Here is a 16847-nt window from a genome sequence, read left to right on the forward strand (position 1 = left end):
GATGCTTGGGGGAACGAACTTGCGTCTCGTTTCTCTCACGAGGGCGGGTGATCTTGTCAAGCCCGAGGGCGTGGAATGTGGCCGAGCTCACAACTGTGAGTAGGGTCCCGGTCTCAACCCTCGCGAGGAGAGATGAGCCGGGGCTCTGGTCTGTCTTGCTCGCTTCCGCCTGTCGGCTCTCGTCGAGCCGCTGAGAGTCGCTGTGCTGGGCGTTTGAGCGAGTGGCCGAGCGGGTCGGGCCCGAGGCTGCGTGATCGTTCGCCAGTGCGTCGCGTGCGCCGTCCTCGGTTGCCCTGATGCCTGCCCGTTCGGTCGGGCGCCGGTCGGGGTGGGGGTATGACCCCCTGAGCGCGTCCTTCCGTACCGCTACGTCTTACCGCCCGTCCTTGCGCCACGGTTTCAGGGTCGATCTGAAGCACCGTCCGGGCGGTGCTACCTCAGTGTGGAGTTCGTTGCAAACACGGCAACCACTCCAGCGGTAGTGAGCGCGGGGACGACGATCGTCGACAGGAGCCGAGAGGACGACTCCTGGATGCCCGACCGAACGGCCACATCCACCAGGGGCGCTTGAACACAGCACACCTCCGCTCGCGGGCCATCCACAAGGAGGGCAACACGGAAGACCTGCTTACGAGCCAGAAGGCTCGGCGGAATCGCGATCACCCGAGGCGTCGCATGGGGCAACTCAATCGACGGGGCGATTGTCCCCGAAGGTTCGGATGCCATGCCGAGCACCCCGACCACGTCGGCGCCGAGGTTGAATTTCAGCGGCTCGTTGGCATGGAATTGCGCCGCAGTAATGTCGCGACGGCCGGAGTTCCGTAGCTCCAGCTCGACGATTCGTGGGCGGCTTACGGGAGTGCCGTTGTGAGTCACTTGCAACGCCCCCGACTGACTGTGGGAGGCGATCAACAGCGAAGCGTTTGTGCGTGTCCCGTAGTTGAGTCGCCGCTTCGGGTTGGCGGACCGCATGGTCGCCCACGCCGCCAGTGCACCCACGGCCACGGCAACGATGGTTGTGATGGCGAACTGCCAGAACGAGCCGGACTCGTACCAGGACTCTGCGATCAGCATGGCCCGGATTGTAGAGAGTTGGCGCGTGTTACGTCTGATCTTCAGTTTGACTCACGCGGCTACCGCCGCACGAGCGGCCTTCGAGCCGCTGGGGTAGGTGATGGGGTCCGTCTCGGCGATGACGACGAGAGCGCCGTAGCGATGGCTGGTCAGGTCGAGCTTTCGGGGTGCCACTGTGTGTAAGTCCTCCTTGTGATGGGGCGCCCTGTCGGGCGCCACTTGGTAGAGCTGCAACGGCAAGGTGAAGTGGCTTGCCGTGAGCGTCTTCGGGAAGTGGCCGCGTACGCGGCCCAGTGAGTAAGCGGGCATGCGTCAGGGGCGCCCGTAGGGCGCCACAGAGCAGAGCTGTAAGACGTCTTCGGATGGTGCCGGGCGGGAACCCGGCCACAGCGCAGAGCCAATTACTGCTTGCTCTCGCCGTTGCCCGAGACGGACTGTGTCTGTCCGCGCGGAGACTCCGCCAGGAGTCGAGCACGACAGTGCTCTTACTCTGGCCAAAACTTCTCAACAGGCAGGGGCTCTTACTCTGGCCAAAACTTCTCAGGCGGCATCGTCGAGCCAGTCGTCAGCATCGACCCAGCCCAGCCACTCCGTGGCCCGGTCTCCGGGCTCCAGACTGAACGTCGTCTTCGCTCCGCGCTTGGCGCCGATCGTCTCGACCGTCAGCCACCCGGCATCGACGAGGACCCGAACGCCTCGCTCGGCGTAGGCGCGCTCTCTTCCGGCACTGTCGCGGACGCCCACGGCATCGGCGAGGGAACGCCACGACACCGTGACGCGGGAGTCTTCGCCGCAGAGTCGGGCGAGTTGCTTCGCCACCCGTTGGCCGCTGCGAGGCACGCACTGGATGACGTCGGCGTACCACTGCGCAGCCTGCCCGGACGGCGGGAAGTGCTCGGCTGCCAGGGCGTAGCCGCGCTTACGCAGCCTGTTTCGGTTCTCCTCGATCTTGGGGAACAGGTCTTCGAGCACGGGTCACCCCACCGGCCGAGAGAGCTGCCAGGTGTCGTAGTCGAGCCGCCGAAGCCACCCCTCCTCTTGTAGGGAGCGAAGGCCAGACTCGAACTCGGCTGCGGGGATGGAGCACTTCCGGGCCAGCTTCCGCGGGGACAGGCGGAACGGCTCGCTTGCGGGGATCGTGAGGTGACGGGACGTGTAGCCGACCCAGGAAGGGGCGGCGGGGTTGGTCTTGGGCACGGGTGTGCGACCTCCTTCGCGTGAGGGGAGATCGCGCGTACCGCTACGCACTGCCGGACACTGACCGTCCGGGTGGGATGCCTTCGGCGTCCCTTGGCTTCTCTCGGAGGAGCCGACTCGACCACCTCAGAGGGTGGGAGTCACGGTGTCCGCCCTCGGTGGGCGGAAGGGAGTTTGTGCATGATCGGGCGGCTTGTCGTCAACTTCGCACATCGTGCGGTTCGGTGTTCGGAACCGTGCGACTCTCGGCGGCGTTCTCAGTTTCGACCCGTTGACCAGCCGAGGAGGAACCGTGGCCGAGACGATCTACCGGGTGACGTGGAAGGACGTCGACACGGGCCCCGACGTGGACCACGTCAGGGACTTCCGCGACATCGACCAGGGTTACGACTACTACCAGATGATGCAGCGGCATGCGGGCGCCTACAAGGTGAGGTGGGATCACGTCGTCTTGTGATCACTGGTGGTGGGTTCGGTCATGCTCGGTCGACTGCCGGCTGAACCCCGACGGCATCCGCCCGCAGACCAAGTGCGAGCGGATCGCCGTCAACGAGTTCATTCCCTACGGGGCCGGTCATCCGCCGATGGCGGCACAGTTGCGGGCGGCATCGACGAAGAACGCGCATCAGGCACCTGCCCCGCGCGATCACCCGTCGACGGCGCTCCCGACGGGTCCTGAGCGGCGGGCGCCGTGGTGCTGTCGTTCGGGGGTGCCGTGTCGTCATCCTCGAACTTGAACGCGGCGATGATCCCGAGACTGATGCCCAGGCCGGAGCCCAATACGGCGCCCGCGACCTTGAGGCTGTCCAGCCCGGACGTGCCGTTGACGTAGAACACCGCCCACGCGATGAGCGAGACGACGGTGGACAGCAGGGCGCCGTACCCAAGGACGATGAGCTTCTTCTTGTTGGCGCTCACCAACATTCCCTCCCTGTTGGGCGGGATTCGGTGGCTGATGAATGCGCGACGGCCTCGACCAGCCACCTGCACCCGCAGATGACGTTGACTTCCTTCGGTTCGCGTCACTGGACGCGCCTCCAGAGGAGTCGGTCGAGCCCTGTCGCCCCAGTCCGGCGTCGGTACTCGGTACTACACGGACACACTGTGCCCGTTTGCCACCCCAGAGCGGGGTTGGCTGCCACCCCAGAGCGGGACGGCCTGGTCTCTTGTCTCCTTCGACCTGTTGGGGACTGGCACCAACAAGCCTGTCCGGTTCGGTAAGTTCCGTTCCGGTATGGGTAATGTAACACAAGGTGCTCAGGTGATTACAAGTCTGTCGGTGACCCGCCAGGCTCGGGATGGTCACAGCGCCAGCAGTCCGGACGCTGCCGATGGGCGAGTGCAGGGGCGCGCGGTACGTCAAGCGGGAGACGTACGTACGTGACCGGGCATGCGGTCGACGTGCGCGGCCGGGGCGGTCAGGCGTTGCGGGCCGTCTCGCGGACGTAGCGGTCGTGGGTCATGTGGCGCCGCAGGGCACCGGAGTACGGGACTCCTCGGCCGACAGGCTTCGCGGAGGACAAGACGTTGACGCCGACGCGAGCGAGGGTGAAGACCTCGACGAGTAGGGCAACGTACAGGGCGGCGACGGCGACGGTCATGGGGCGGGCTCCTTCGGGACCGGCGATCCACGGTGGACCGCTCAGCACCGCCCCCGAGGCGGACCACTCGGGGACGACACTCAGCGGGCCAGCGTCACGCGGTCTTGCTCGCCAGCGCCACACGCACCCCGACGCTCTCGGGGTTGTCCGTCTGTGACTCGAAGTGCGACACCTTCTCGACCACACCGACGCCGGGGAAGAACTTGCCCACCATGGCTTGAGCGCCCTTGCCCGCAGCCGCGCGCACGGAGTCGATCGGGAAGTTCGGGGTGTTGGAACGAACCTTGTACTGAGCCTCGACGATGACGGTTCGGGTACTGCCGTTGGCCGTGACCGTGAACCGCTTCGACTCGGGGCGAGCGCTCATGTCCGGGGAGGAGACGCCACCGCCGGGGGACACGGTGAGGCCACCAGCGATCTCGCGGCGAATCGGGAACGCCTTGACCATTTCGACGGACAGGGTGCCGACGACCGCCTTGACGTCACGCTCGACGGGCTCCTTCGCGATGACAGGGACCGAGGCGTACGCGCCGAGCTGCTGCACTCGGATCACGTCCACGGTGAACCCGTCCTGTCGGTCAGTGCTCTGCGAGGGCTCGAAGCGCATGTTCCAGCCTCGGGCGCCGAACTCCCGGATCATGTCGCGCTTGTCGATCTGCTGGAAGTGGGGGAGGCGGAAGCTGCGGATGGTGATTCCAGCAGTGAGGATGCCGCCCTCCTCGGTGGCCTTGCCTTCCTGCGTGATGACGACGACCGGGCCAGCGGCCAGGTTCTCGGGCGCCTCGGCCGGACGGAGGAACGAGGGGATCACCTCGGCCGCGTAGGGGACCACCTTCGCCATGGCCTCGGTCACCAGGACCGACAGGCTCTTGTCGACGTTCGGGGCATCCTTCGCGAGCCGGTTTGCCTTGGCCTTCTGCCCCTCGGCCAGCAGGGCGGAACGCTCGACGGCGGCGCGCGCCTCGGCCAGATCGGCGGCGGTGTAGGTGTCGTTGCCCTGCTTGAACGAACCGAGGATGCCGGACAGGTGATCCTGTGCGTCTTCGTGCTCCTCCTCGCGGGATGAGATCAGGGCCTTCGCCTCGGCCGCCTCTTCAGCGAGGGCGGGGGCGGTCTTCAGGACCTCGGCCTCTTCGTCGGCGACGAGGGAAGCGAAGGTCTTCGGGGCCGTCTTGGTAGCCACTGTTCGGGTCTCCTGTTCTGGCACGGGATACGTGCCGGTCATGGGGTTTGGTAGGCGCCCCCGCGCGAGCCGGCGGCCTGTCTGTGCGGCGCTACGAGGCTGCGTGCGGGCATGAGAAAGCCCCTTCGGCCAATCGGTGGCCAGAGGGGCGAGAGGGAGGGTGAGAGGAGCTGTCAGAGGGTGGTGCGGCCAGCCTCCCGCTCACGCTTGCGGCGCCTTTTGGCTGAGCGCGTGGACCACGGCGCCCGAGTCTTCGGCCAGGACATCCGCTCAGGGGCGCGAGCCATGATGTCCGCAAGCGCGGTGACGTCGATCAGACAGCCACCATCCGGGCCCGTCGTGAACAGCGGCTTCCAGAACTCCGCGTTGACCCCGAAGTCCGCTCGAAGCCAGCTCTGATGGCACCCGACGAGGTAGGCGGCGGTATCTCTGACCGTCCAGTAGTCGTGTCCGTCGCTCACTGGCTGGCCTCCCGCTTGCGGGCGAAGTCCTCGACGACGTCTTGTCGGTAGACGACGTTCGCGCCGAGCTTCACGTAGTCGGGGCCTCGCCCTTCGGAGCGCCAGAGGCGGAGTGCGGCCGAGGACACGCCGACGATGGCGGCGGCCTCTCGGGTGCCGATGTACGTTCCTGCTTCAAGGTCCACTCGCGGACCTCCTTCCTTGCTGCGTTGTTGTGAGTGAGTGCCGAAATGAGAGAGGCCCCGAGCCACCTACCGGAGCAGGCGGCCCAGGGCCGTTCCGCCCCCACGCGCGAGGGGCGGACGAGTGATCCCCCTCGGTCGAGATCCGGCGAGCCGCGAAGAACGCCAAGGAGCCAGAGGGGGAAGCCTGTGTGCGTCACCCCCGCCTCGCTGATCAGTGACCGGGACCGACGAGGCGAGGGTGACCTGTGGGGAGCGCTCGGACAGGAGTGAACCGAGGCTCGACCCGAGAAGGACGCGCAGGAGGAGGACGCGTCCGCGAGGTCTGATGGCTGCGCCGTCGTTACCGAGCAGCACAAGGAGGAGGGGCCCGACCGTGTAGGCCAGGCGAGCGAGGGGCGAACCCTCCTACCAAGAAGGATGCAGTGGGCGGGGTGGGAGTTTCCATCGCCCCAACGTGGTGCCGGTCACCCGCCGAATCGGGAGCGAAGCACTCTCACTTACTGTACGGAAGTCGATCATGGTCCCACAAAGGCGGCTTCGAGTGACGCCGGTCACCTGTTGGCTGAGGGGTCAACTGCCCTCACTTACAAAGAGCCAACGAGCAGGGTGTTCCACAAGCGACCCGTCGAGACTGCGAGCGGGCTCACTTGCGGCCTTCGAGCCGGTGCCCCAAGTGCCCTCACTTACTGGTGGGAGAACGATCTTGGTTTGACAAGGTCGGCCTGCCGTGACGCCGGTCACCCAACTGTCAGACCCTCGATCTACGGTCTCCGCATGGACATGAACAACCCGCATGACGTAGGCGCCGCGTTCTGGGCACAGGCGCTCGGCTTCACGATCAGCGAGGAGCCGCCCCTGCCAGACTCCCCCCTCGGTCGAGTGCGCGCCTTCACTGCCCGGTACGGCGAGGAGGCGCTGAAGCCCGAGCACATCAAGGCCGCGCAGGAGGGGCGCCCCCTTCTCCCATGAGGCGGTGTCACGCCGGGCAGTTCATGCAACAACGTGCATACCCACGAACGTGCATGGACGGCCGAGCATGACGCTCGTACGGTCGTGTCCAACGGCCCAGCCGGGCCGTCAGACAAGGGAGTTTCGCATGGCACGCGAAGAACTGACTCGGCTTACCGGCAACGGAAACGGCGAGTGCGGCGAAGACGACTGCCCGAATGTCTACCGGACCGAGCGGGGAACGTTCGTCGTGCAGGGCGACGTTTCCAGTGCCTTCGCTCCGCCGCAGGGGGAAGGGCTTGTGGAGATTCCCGAGAGCGTTCTTCGGGAGGCTGTTCGTGCTCTTGGATGGTGACGACTGGAAGGCCACCCTTCGGGGATTCCAGTCCGAGGCGTGGCGACTGGAAACCTTGCCGCAGTACCTCGTACCGCAGGAATCCGGAGAGCTCGAAGCCTTCCGATCGGGTAGGCGAGTCGACCCGGAAACCTACTCGTCGCCGTACACGGAAGACCTGAAGAGGCTTCGCAGTGAGGGGAGGCGTAAGGGGCGAGTGCACATCGTGACTCGGCCACTCTCCGAGTATCTGCAATTCGAGTTCTCCCGGTACTACGCCCCGCACGTACTCGCCGGGGAGGACATCCGAATTCTCGACGTGACCGAGCGAGAGAATCCCTTGCCGGGAGTCCAAGACTTTTGGATGTTCGATCGCTCGACGGTCGTTCTCATGCATTACGAGCGCGACGGCACGCAGGTGAGTCGAGAGCTGTTCGAGGGCGAGCCGGCCGCCTTCATCGAATACCAGCGCATCGCCGTGGCTGAGTCGGTCCCGTTCCTGGAGTACGTGAAGGGGTGACGTTCGAGGCCGAGCAGCTCGGCGAGTCCGGCCCGGAACTTGCCTCCCTGCTCCGAGAGCTACGCAAGCGAGCCGGTCTCTCAGGGGATCGGCTCGCCGCGCGCTGCAACATGTCTCAGTCCAAGGTGAGCCGGATCGAGAACGGCCGGACACGGCCGTCCCTGGTCGACGTGGAGGCGATCCTCAGAGCCTTGGAGGCGCCGCCCGAACTGGTCGCCGAGGCGTCCGCGCTCGCCAGGATGGCCAACACGGAATGGCGGAACCTGCGGGAGCTTCGCCGTAAGGGGCTCGGAACACGACAGGCAGAGCTGAAAGGGCTTGAAGCATCCTCGACGGACATGCGCTACTTCCTGCTCTCGATGATTACCGGTCTCCTCGCCACGCCGGAATACGTACGGGCGAGCCTCGCTCACTCCCCGGCAGATACGAGTAAGGCAGTCGCGGGAAAGCTGGAACGGCAAGCCGTTCTCTACGACGTGTCGAAACAGTTCACGTTCCTACTGACCGAGCAGGCCGTTCGCTGGCCTGTCGTTTCGCCGTTGGCTTTGGCCGAACAGATGGACCGCTTGTCTTCCCTGTCCTACCTTCCGAATGTGCACATCGGCGTGATTCCCGTGGGTGCGGTAACTCCTCGGGCGCCGTTGAATACCTTCACCATCTACGATGCGTCGTTGGTTACCATCGAAACATCGGCGGGAAGTCTCGTACTGCGTGACGGCCGAGACGTGCAGTCCTACTTGAAGGAATTCGCGGGATACGAGGAATGCGCGCTGTTCGGTGAGGAACTTCGAGCGAGGCTCGCCGAGTGGTCGGCTGCCTGCCGTGCATGACTTCAGTCGACAACGCGCATGAACCGAGGACCGGTGCACATTCCGCGGGATCATGCTTCGGCAGATACGAAGTCCGGGAGGCCGTACGGTATGAGTACACCGAAGACGACGATCACGGGGCCGGTACACCTGACGGCCCCGGATCAGGAGCCGGAACCCGTAGCAAGCTGCCGGGAATGCCTCGGCCACGCAGTGACTCGAACCAACGCCCGATCGGTCGGGGACTACTCGAAGGTGTCGGACGCGAACGTCGTGCTCCGTACACACCTGCGGGAAGACCACGGGGCCGAGTGATGGACATGCGGACGTGGCGAGACGGCCGAGCTACGGCCGTTGCAGCGACCGAGGCACTGCGGGCGGCTCTCGTCTCTCTCGGCGTCCCAGAGAGCGTCTGGGGGACGGTGCGCCCTGTTGTCACCCACAAGGGCACGGCCTACGTACAGGTAGGCATGGTTCGAGCGGACGTTGCCGAGCTGCTGGCCGAGGCGATGAGGGCCCGAGAGGGCGCGCAGTGACCCGCTCCGTCATGCGGTACGTGAAGCATCGGATCACCCAACAACCGGACACCTGGCTGACGTTCGCGGCCGAGTGCATGACGTGCGACTGGAAGGCGAAGTCGTCGACAGATGGTGCGCCGGTCGACGTCGAGTGCATGACCCACACCGGCCGGACAGGGCACGCGACCTTCCGGCGGTCGTGCACGTCGCTCGCTCTCGTCGAGCGAGCCGAGTAGCCGAACGCAGAGACCCCGCCAGACGCCCAGTGATGGGGTCTGACGGGGTCGAGTCGGCGGCTGGGGAGGGTTCAGCCGGCCGTCACTCCTTCTCGTCGGCGAGGGCTTGGGCGTACAGCTCGACGCCTTCGCGGGTCACCTCGACCTCGGGGTGATTCCACTCGCTCGTCATGTAGTCGTCCACGGTCATCTTCACCGCCTTCTTGAAGCCGTTCGGGTGCATCTCGATGGTGAGCACGAACTTCACCCATGCCCGACGGACGGGGAGCGGAGTCTTCGGCCAGTCCTCGATCAAGGCAGCAACGCCCTTCACGGGGTCGATCGGAGGCAGGCCCGTAACCCCGGACAGCTTCTCGTCGATCTCGTCGAGCCGGGCCCGGATCGCCGCGGTACCGGCCGTCATCTGCGAGAGGGTGATGGCTCCCGAGGCGTAGGCCACGGCCAACCCGTCGAGCCGTTCGCGCAGCGTCTGCGCCTCGGCATGAAGGTGGGCCGAGTCGTCGCCCTGCTCCTGTCGGGCGGCGAGGATCGAGGGCAGGAAGTCAGGGAAGACGAGCCGGGCGAGGACGGCGTTACCGGCCCGCTTGTCGGCCAGCTCTCGGGGCACCCTGACGTGCTTCTGTCCGCACCGGTAGACCGGCGTCCCTCGGTACATGCCACCCCGTACGGCCTCCCCGCACTTCGAGCAGGTGGCCAGTCCGGCGAGGAGGGTCTGAGGGGCCGAGCCGGTACGGGCGCCACCCGTGAACCGCTTCGGGTTGGTCAGTGCCGAGATGAGAGCGTAGTGAGTCGCTTCGTCAAGGATGGCGGGCCACTGGCCCTCGCCGACGACTTCCCCCCGGTAGGTGGCCTGAGCGATGTACCGGGGGGAGACGAGCACCTTCTTCACTCCGCCGACGCCCCACCCCTTCGCCTCGCCCTTCGCCTTGCCGGACGACGAGCGGGGAGCGAGCAGATCGAGGCTGGTCCAGTAGCGAGCGACGGCCGCCAGGGTCTCGCCCTGAAGAACCATCTCGGCACCCTTGCGGATCGCTTCCGCCTCGGCCTCGACCACGGTCACGTAGTCGTTGGCGTACCCGAAGGGGCGGATGCCTGCCTTGTGCGGGGTGCCGTTCTTCGCTGCCTGAAGGTTGCTCGCCTTCTGTCGCAGCGCCTTCTGCTCACCCTCGTATGTCGCCCACGCCGTAACCGTGCGAGCCGTTGCCCTACCGGCGGGCGTTGACAGGTCCAGGTGTCCGGCGTGGATGGCGTGGACGTTCACACCCAGATTGATGACTCGTTCAAGATCCTCGGTCTTACGGATGAGCCGGTCCGTGTGCCAACTGAGGATCGCTTCAGGCTTGGACGCCAACAGTCGCTCGAACCCCGGACGCACCTTGCCCGAGGTGGCACTGATGTCGTTGTCTGCGATGACCTCTCGCACGGTCCAGCCTCGCGACTCGGCGAACGCTCGACACTCGTCCGCCTGCCGCTGAACACCCAACTCGTCCCCGTGCTGATCGAGGCTGAGCCGTACGTAGATGGTGACGTTCACCGGGTCTCTCTCCTGCTCTGGTCTGTGTTCGATGATGAGGGAGCGGGGAGGCCAGCCGGTACCGGCCTCCCCGTGACGTGCGTCTCTCAGAGACCGGCAGCCTGCCGCAGCGCCTCGACGGATGCGGCCACCTCTTCGAAGTCCGGCTCAGTCGTGATGCAGTACGAGACGAAGAGGCTGAACACCTTCCGGCCGTCATCGGTGACCCCTTCGAGGGACAGGCTGCCGTCCTCCCCTTCGAGCGGCTCGACGCCGAGCGAGGAGAGGCGGCGGCAGGTGTCGGCGAGCAAGGCGTCATGCAGCGTGGCGCCGCCCTCAGACAGGGGCAGGTCTTCACTCGCCGGGGGAGAGATCAGGACGCCGGTACCGGCGATCACGTCGACAACGGCGATGAACGGGTGAAGGTCGATCGTCTGCATGCCCAGCGCCTCGGGAGCGAAGCGCTCGCCTGCCTCGGCCTCGGCGAGAGCCTGAGCGTCCGCAGGGTGATCGAGAGTGCGGACGGGAGCAGACTCCTCGACCGGCTCAGGCTTGCGCAGACGCTCGAACGTGGAACCGGGGTAGACCGTGATCGTGCTGCTCTCGCCATTGAAGAGGGTCGTAACCCGAAGCTGTCCGAGGTTGTTGCCCACCTCCTCAACGGCCGTAACCGTGCCCTCCCCCTCGTAGAAGCGCAGGGTGTCCCCCTCGGCCAGCACCTCGGCCCGTACGCTCTCCCAGCGCTGGTCTTCCAGCCCTCGGGCCGCAACCTCCCGAGCCTGCCGGTACGTGCCGACCTGCCGGACGCGGTTGTCGTGCGCCACCTCGACGTGCCAGACCTTGGCTTCCTTGTGCGCCGTGGCGACGACGTTGCCGCTCTGGTTGGTGGCGTAGTAGCTACTGGCCGCTTCCTTCTGCCAGGTGAGTTCCATCGGTGACCTCCTCGGTAGTGCCCCAGAGGCTCACCACTTGTTCGACTGGTCGCGCGGCACGATCGGCGCCGCCGTCTCGGTGAACCTGGCGCTCTACGGTCTGACGGCCCCGTTCGCGGCGGCCCTGATGGACCGCTTCGGCATCCGCCGGGTCGTCGCGGTCGCCCTGACCGTGATCGCGGCCGGATCCCTGCTCACCGTGTGGATGACCGAGGCCTGGCAGCTGATGCTGTGCTGGGGCCTGCTCGTCGGTCTCGGCTCCGGCTCCATGGCGCTGGCCTTCGCCGCGACCGTCACCAACCGCTGGTTCACCGCACGGCGCGGCCTGGTCAGCGGCATCCTCACCGCCGCCTCGGCATCCGGCCAGCTGATCTTCCTGCCCCTGCTGTCCTGGATCATCGACCGCCACGACTGGCGCCCGGCGGCCGTGACGGTCGCGCTCGCCGCGCTCGCGGTCGTCCCGTTCGTCTGGCTGCTGCTGCACGACCACCCGGCCGACGTGGGCCAGAAGCCGTACGGCGCCACCGAGTTCGTGCCCAAGCCGCCGCCCGTGCCCGGCGCCGCCCGCCGGGCCGTGACCGTGCTGCTGTCCGCCGTACGCACCGGCCCGTTCTGGCTGCTCGCCGGCACCTTCGCGATCTGCGGCGCCTCCACCAACGGCCTGATCCAGACCCACTTCATCCCCGCGGCCCACGACCACCACATGCCCGTCCAGGCCGCCGCGTCCCTGCTCGCCGTCATCGGCGTCTTCGACGTCGTCGGCACGATCGCCTCCGGCTGGTTCACGGACCGCTTCGAGCCACGCCGCCTGCTGGCCGTGTACTACGCGCTGCGAGGCGTGTCCCTGATGTTCCTGCCGCTCCTGCTGGGCCCCGCCGTCCATCCCCCGATGATCTTCTTCATCGTCTTCTACGGCCTCGACTGGGTCGCCACGGTCCCGCCCACCCTCGCCCTGTGCCGCGAGCAGTACGGCGAGGACAGCGCGATCGTCTTCGGCTGGGTCCTCGCCTCCCACCAGGTCGGGGCGGCCCTCGTCGCCTTCCTGGGCGGTGTCGTGCGGGACGCCTTCGGGTCGTACGACGTGGTCTGGTACGCCTCCGGGGCGTTGTGCGCGGCGGCGGCGCTGATGGCGCTGGTGATCCGGCGCAGGCCGGTGCTCGCGACGGTGGCCTGAACACCGCCGGTTCCGCGCCCACCGCGCGCGTGTGCTCGGCAAGTTCGTTCGCCCTGCTGGAGGAGGACCACACGGCAGGGGCGCCAGTGCGACGAGGTCGACGTACTCGCCGCTGGTCGGTGCGAACACCCCGTTGGCGCGTGGATCTGCGCGCCCAGCGCCGGTACGGCAACGCCCTTCCGGCGAGGGCTGGCTCGTCCTGTCCGACCTCGCCGAACGGCTCGGGCTGCGCGACCGGGGCGCGTTGCCGGCCGCCATCGAGTCGGCGGGGCTGCGCGTCGCCGACCGGCTCGACACCCGCCCGCGCCACTCCCGCGCAGGGGACACCGGCGATCCGCTCCATGCCGCGCGGGCCGGCGAAGTCACCTCGTTGTGGCGGCTGACGACGGTGTGAGCTCTACGAGGGCGCCAGCCGGGCGAAACGCCCCCGGTGGAAGAGCAGCGGGCCGTCGGTGTCTTCTGCGCCGAGGGCGTTCACCCGGCCCACCACGATGAGGTGGTCGCCGCCGGTGTGCACGGCGTGGATCGCGCAGTCGATCCACGCCACGGCTCCCGTCAGACGCGGCGCGCCCGACACCGGCGCCGCGTCGTACGCCACGCCCGCGAACTTGTCCGCGCCGCTCACCGCGAAGGCCCGGCACAACTCGTCCTGGCCCTCGGCCAGCACGTTCACGCAGAACAGCCCGGCGCGGGCGATCCGCGGCCAGGTCGTCGACGAACGGCCCACCATGAAGGCGACCAGCGGCGGGTCGAGGGAGAGGGAGGTGAAGGACTGGCAGGCGAAGCCGGCGGGGGAGCCGCCGCCGGCGGCCGGGGGTGCCGTGATCACGGCCACGCCCGTGGCGAAGTTCCCCAGCACCCTGCGGAACTCCCGGGCGTCCAGCGGAGCCCGTTCGTCGGCGCCGACGCACCTCAACTCGGGGCGCGGCAGCGGTTCGACGGGCTCCGGGGCGGCTGTGCGGACCGACCTGAGGTAGCGGACGGCGGCTTCCGCCATCCCTGCTTGTCCCATCACCCCGTCATTGAAACTGACAGACCGTCAGATAGGAAGGGTCAGTGTCCTCTGAACTCCGGGCTCCGCCGTTCCACGAAGCTCCGTACACCCTCCCGCGCGTCCGCCGTCGTCATGTTGATCTCCTGTGCGGCGGCCTCGGCGGCGAAGGCGGCGGCGCGGTCGCTGTCGAGGGAGGCGTTGACGAGCTGCTTGGTCAGGGCGAGGGCGCGGGTCGGGCCGGAGGCGAGACGCTCGGCCCAGGCACGCGCCGTCTTCTCCAGTTCCTCGTCCCTTACGACCCGGTTGACGAGCCCGAGGCGTTCGGCGTCCGCGGCGGTGAGCGTGTCGCCGAAGAACATCAGCTCCTTCGCGCGCTGCGGGCCGACCAGGCGCGGCAGGAGATAGGCGCCACCGCCGTCGGGGACCAGTCCGCGCCGTACGAACACCTCGGTGAAGCGCGCGGATTCGGCCGCGAGGACCAGATCGCAGGCGAACGCCAGGTGCGCGCCGAGGCCGGCCGCCGTGCCGTTCACGGCCGCGATCACCGGTTTCTCGCAGTCGAGCACGGCGGCGATCAGACGCTGGGCGCCGGTGCGCAGGGTGCGGGCGACGTCGCCCGCGAGGCGTTCGCCGGGAGCGCCGGCCGCCCGGAGGTCCGCCCCGGCGCAGAAGCCGCGGCCCGTTCCCGTGATCACCACGGCCCGCACCTCCGAAGCCGCGGACGCCTCCGACAGCAGCCCGATGATGTCCTCGCGCTGCCCGGGTGTCAGGGCGTTGAGGCTCTCGGGCCGGTTGAGGGTGACGGACAGGATGTGGTCGCCGGTCGAGTGCAGTACCGCCATCCGCGTCATCAGCGGCACACCGCCAGCGCGTCCAGCGCCACGGCACCCTGCCCGTGCGGCAGGACCACCAGCGGGTTGATGTCCAGCTCCGCGAGCTGGTCCCCGAGTTCCAGGGCCATGCGCTGCACGCGCAGGACGACCTCGACCAGCGCGTCCAGATCCGCGGCCGGCCGCCCCCGGACCCCGTCGAGCAGGGCCCGCCCGCGCAGCCCGGCGAGCATGTCCCGTGCCTGCTCCTCCCCGAAGGGCGGCACCGCCACGGCCGTGTCGCGCAGCACCTCGACGAGCACGCCGCCGAGCCCGACGGTCACGGTCGGGCCGAACAGGTCGTCGTGGGCGACACCGACGACCATCTCCACGCCCTGCTCCACCATCTGGCAGACCAGGACGCCGTCCAGGGCGATGTCCTCGTAGCGGGCGATGTCGGTCAGCTCGCGGTAGGCGTCGCGGACCTGGCTGGCCGAGGTCAGCCCGATCTTCACCAGGCCCAGCTCGGTCTTGTGGGCGATCCGGGCGCCGGAGGCCTTCATCACCACCGGGTAGCCCACCAGCCCGGCCGCGCGGACGGCCGCCGCCGCACTGGTCACCAGTTGCTCGCGCGGTACGCGGATGCCGTACGCCCGCAGCAGTTGCTTCGCCGCGTGCTCGCTGAGCTGCCGGCCGGGCTGCATCAGGGCCTGCGCCTTGCGGTACGACGGCGAGGGGGTGCGCGGGGCCTCGTCGAAGGGGGAGCGGTAGGAGGCAGCGAAGCGGTGGTGGGCGAGGTGGGCGCGGACGGCGGTGAGGCAGTTGCCGACCGTGCGGAAGGTGGCCACGCGGGAGGAGCCGAGCAGGACCTCGCGGTAGGCGGGTTCGGTGCCGACCGGTGAACCCCACACCACGCAGACGAGTTTGTCGGTCTGCTCGGCCGCGTCCACCAGGTCCCGTACGAGCCGGTCGCTGAGCGGGGGGAACGGCCCGGTGACCGGGCAGATCAGCACGCCCACCGCGGGGTCGTCGAGGATCGCGTCGATGATCTTCCGGCCGCGTTCGTCCCCGACCGGATGCCCGCCGTTGTCGACCGGGTTCGCGACGCTCAGGTACTCGGGGATCCACTGGTGCAGCTCGGCCTGCTTGGCCTCGCACAGGACCGGCAGGCTCAGGCCCGCCCCGGTCGCCAGGTCGGCGACGTGTGCGCCCGTGCCGCCGGAGATGGAGTAGACGACGACCCCGTCGGCGCGCGGCGGACGGGCCCGGGCCAGGAGGGCTGCCGTGTCCTGGAGTTCGTCGAGCCCGTCGACCCGGATCACGCCGTACTGGCGCAGCGCCGCGTCCACCACGGCGTCCGCGCCGGTCAGTTTGCCGGTGTGGGAGGCGGCCGTGCGGGCCCCGGCCTCGGTGCGGCCCACCTTGACGGCGACGACCGGCACACCGAGCCGGGCGGCCCGGTCGGCGGCGAGCAGGAAGGAACGGCCGTCCTTCAGGCCTTCCAGGTAGCAGGCGATGGCGCCGACCTCGGGTTGCTCGGCGAAGTAGGAGAGGAAGTCGGCGCTCTCCAGGTCGGCCTCGTTGCCGGTGGGGGCCCAGTGGGAGAGGCGGATGCCGAGTTCCTGCAGGGCGAAGACGGGGCGGCCCTGGTGGCCGGACTGGGTGATCAACGCGATCGCCGGCCCCTGAAGGTCGTCGCGGAACCGTTCGAAGGCGTTCAGGTTGGTGTTGGGTCCCAGCAGCCGCAGCCCGGACCGCTCCACGGCGGCGGCCAGCCGTCGCTGGGCGGCCTCGCCCTCCGGCCCGGTCTCCGCGAACCCGGAGGCGAAGACGACCGCGAACCGCGCCTTGGCCTCGGCCAGTTCCTCGATCACCGGGAGGGGGTCACCGACCAGCACCACGGCCAGGTCGACCTGTTCGGGCAGGCCGGCGACGGAAGGGGAGCAGGGGATGCCGAACACGGACGGCCGGCCGGGATGGACCGGGTACAGCGTGGCGCCGACCCGCTCGGCCCAGTCGATCAGTTGTCGTGTGATCCCGGTGTTCGGGCGCCCCTCGGCGTCCGAGGCGCCGACCACGGCGACGGACCGGGGGCGGAAGAAGCGGTCCAGATCGGGGACGCCGGCGTGCAGCGGCCGGCCGCTGACGTCCAGGTCGCCCGCCTGGGCCGGCCTGCCGTGCACGGCGGGCCCGGACCGCTCGCCACAGGCGATGGCCCGGGTCCGGCGGGAGTCGGTGGTGAGGGTGCCGTGGGTCGATCCAAGCATCGTTTCCGCCCGCTCCTGTGAGACAGCAGCCAACTGACGCACTGTCAGATTACTGAACTGATGCGACGTCAGGAACGGTGTGGGCGCATGAA

General features: G+C 68.3%; 19 protein-coding genes and 2 pseudogenes. 8 read left to right on the top strand and 13 right to left on the bottom strand.

Annotation, left to right across the window (positions count from 1 at the left end; all coding sequences use genetic code 11):
* Positions 1-432: 432 nt before the first annotated feature.
* The 3 genes from BJ965_RS21600 to BJ965_RS21605 all read right to left on the bottom strand — a co-directional run bounded on the left by BJ965_RS21600 (position 433) and on the right by BJ965_RS21605 (position 2046).
* Complete coding sequence (locus BJ965_RS21600; protein WP_184910161.1) at positions 433-1074, bottom strand: hypothetical protein; 642 nt, start codon at positions 1072-1074, stop codon at positions 433-435.
* Positions 1075-1125: 51 nt separating this feature from the next.
* On the bottom strand, positions 1126-1248 hold the full coding sequence (locus BJ965_RS39955; protein ID WP_281402933.1) for a hypothetical protein: 123 nt from the start codon (positions 1246-1248) through the stop codon (positions 1126-1128).
* Positions 1249-1614: 366 nt separating this feature from the next.
* The gene (locus BJ965_RS21605; RefSeq protein WP_184910162.1) at positions 1615-2046 is read right to left on the bottom strand and encodes a hypothetical protein; all 432 of its coding nucleotides are present in this window, start codon (positions 2044-2046) and stop codon (positions 1615-1617) included.
* A 517-nt stretch (positions 2047-2563) separates the two neighbouring features.
* Here BJ965_RS21605 and BJ965_RS21610 point away from each other — a divergent pair.
* Complete coding sequence (locus tag BJ965_RS21610) at positions 2564-2728, top strand: hypothetical protein (protein ID WP_184910163.1); 165 nt, start codon at positions 2564-2566, stop codon at positions 2726-2728.
* Between the two features lie 98 nt (positions 2729-2826).
* Here BJ965_RS21610 and BJ965_RS21615 read toward each other — a convergent pair whose 3' ends face one another.
* The 5 genes from BJ965_RS21615 to BJ965_RS21635 all read right to left on the bottom strand — a co-directional run bounded on the left by BJ965_RS21615 (position 2827) and on the right by BJ965_RS21635 (position 5701).
* Positions 2827-3189, bottom strand: a complete 363-nt coding sequence (locus BJ965_RS21615) for a hypothetical protein (RefSeq protein ID WP_184910164.1) — start codon at positions 3187-3189, stop codon at positions 2827-2829.
* A gap of 500 nt (positions 3190-3689) precedes the next feature.
* The gene (locus BJ965_RS21620) at positions 3690-3872 is read right to left on the bottom strand and encodes a hypothetical protein (RefSeq protein WP_184910165.1); all 183 of its coding nucleotides are present in this window, start codon (positions 3870-3872) and stop codon (positions 3690-3692) included.
* A gap of 94 nt (positions 3873-3966) precedes the next feature.
* Positions 3967-5055 (bottom strand): hypothetical protein, encoded by a 1089-nt coding sequence (locus BJ965_RS21625; RefSeq protein ID WP_184910166.1) that lies wholly within the window; start codon positions 5053-5055, stop codon positions 3967-3969.
* Between the two features lie 173 nt (positions 5056-5228).
* On the bottom strand, positions 5229-5516 hold the full coding sequence (locus BJ965_RS21630; RefSeq protein WP_184910167.1) for a hypothetical protein: 288 nt from the start codon (positions 5514-5516) through the stop codon (positions 5229-5231).
* Positions 5513-5701, bottom strand: coding sequence for a helix-turn-helix transcriptional regulator (locus tag BJ965_RS21635; protein WP_184910168.1), 189 nt, complete (start codon positions 5699-5701; stop codon positions 5513-5515). The genes BJ965_RS21630 and BJ965_RS21635 overlap by 4 nt, the downstream gene beginning before the upstream one ends.
* Positions 5702-6475: 774 nt before the next feature.
* Here BJ965_RS21635 and BJ965_RS21640 point away from each other — a divergent pair.
* The 5 genes from BJ965_RS21640 (at position 6476) to BJ965_RS38755 (ending at position 9066) form a co-directional block, all read left to right on the top strand.
* The gene (locus tag BJ965_RS21640; RefSeq protein ID WP_184910169.1) at positions 6476-6670 is read left to right on the top strand and encodes a hypothetical protein; all 195 of its coding nucleotides are present in this window, start codon (positions 6476-6478) and stop codon (positions 6668-6670) included.
* A gap of 127 nt (positions 6671-6797) precedes the next feature.
* Entirely contained in the window at positions 6798-7004 is a 207-nt protein-coding gene (locus tag BJ965_RS21645; RefSeq protein WP_184910170.1) for a hypothetical protein, read from the top strand.
* Positions 6988-7503 (top strand): DUF6879 family protein, encoded by a 516-nt coding sequence (locus tag BJ965_RS21650; RefSeq protein ID WP_184910171.1) that lies wholly within the window; start codon positions 6988-6990, stop codon positions 7501-7503. Before BJ965_RS21645 ends, BJ965_RS21650 begins: the two co-directional genes overlap by 17 nt.
* The gene (locus BJ965_RS21655; RefSeq protein WP_184910172.1) at positions 7500-8333 is read left to right on the top strand and encodes a helix-turn-helix domain-containing protein; all 834 of its coding nucleotides are present in this window, start codon (positions 7500-7502) and stop codon (positions 8331-8333) included. The genes BJ965_RS21650 and BJ965_RS21655 overlap by 4 nt, the downstream gene beginning before the upstream one ends.
* Before the next feature lie 526 nt (positions 8334-8859).
* Positions 8860-9066, top strand: a complete 207-nt coding sequence (locus BJ965_RS38755; RefSeq protein WP_221513188.1) for a DUF7848 domain-containing protein — start codon at positions 8860-8862, stop codon at positions 9064-9066.
* Positions 9067-9148: 82 nt separating this feature from the next.
* On the opposite strand, the gene BJ965_RS21660 is transcribed toward BJ965_RS38755, so the two are convergent.
* Positions 9149-10600: a recombinase family protein gene (locus tag BJ965_RS21660; protein ID WP_184910173.1), complete on the bottom strand. Its 1452-nt coding sequence runs from the start codon at positions 10598-10600 to the stop codon at positions 9149-9151.
* 86 nt (positions 10601-10686) lie between these two features.
* Positions 10687-11511, bottom strand: a complete 825-nt coding sequence (locus tag BJ965_RS21665; protein WP_184910174.1) for a hypothetical protein — start codon at positions 11509-11511, stop codon at positions 10687-10689.
* Between the two features lie 31 nt (positions 11512-11542).
* Between BJ965_RS21665 and BJ965_RS21670 the strand changes: the two are divergent.
* Positions 11543-12685: pseudogene (locus BJ965_RS21670) on the top strand (MFS transporter); the annotation flags it as partial.
* 175 nt (positions 12686-12860) lie between these two features.
* Positions 12861-13079, top strand: a pseudogene (locus BJ965_RS21675) (methyltransferase); the annotation flags it as partial.
* A gap of 3 nt (positions 13080-13082) precedes the next feature.
* On the opposite strand, the gene BJ965_RS21680 reads toward BJ965_RS21675, so the two are convergent.
* From BJ965_RS21680 to BJ965_RS21690, 3 genes are read right to left on the bottom strand one after another with little or no spacing between them, the layout of a single operon-like run.
* Positions 13083-13697: a flavin reductase family protein gene (locus BJ965_RS21680; RefSeq protein WP_246545941.1), complete on the bottom strand. Its 615-nt coding sequence runs from the start codon at positions 13695-13697 to the stop codon at positions 13083-13085.
* A gap of 41 nt (positions 13698-13738) precedes the next feature.
* Positions 13739-14530 (bottom strand): enoyl-CoA hydratase/isomerase family protein, encoded by a 792-nt coding sequence (locus BJ965_RS21685; RefSeq protein WP_184910175.1) that lies wholly within the window; start codon positions 14528-14530, stop codon positions 13739-13741.
* Positions 14530-16755 (bottom strand): acetate--CoA ligase family protein, encoded by a 2226-nt coding sequence (locus BJ965_RS21690; RefSeq protein ID WP_184910176.1) that lies wholly within the window; start codon positions 16753-16755, stop codon positions 14530-14532. The genes BJ965_RS21685 and BJ965_RS21690 overlap by 1 nt, the downstream gene beginning before the upstream one ends.
* Between the last annotated feature and the right edge of the window lie 92 nt (positions 16756-16847).

Origin of the sequence: Streptomyces luteogriseus (assembly GCF_014205055.1) — a bacterium.
In the GTDB taxonomy this organism is placed as follows: Bacteria; Actinomycetota; Actinomycetes; order Streptomycetales; family Streptomycetaceae; genus Streptomyces; species Streptomyces luteogriseus.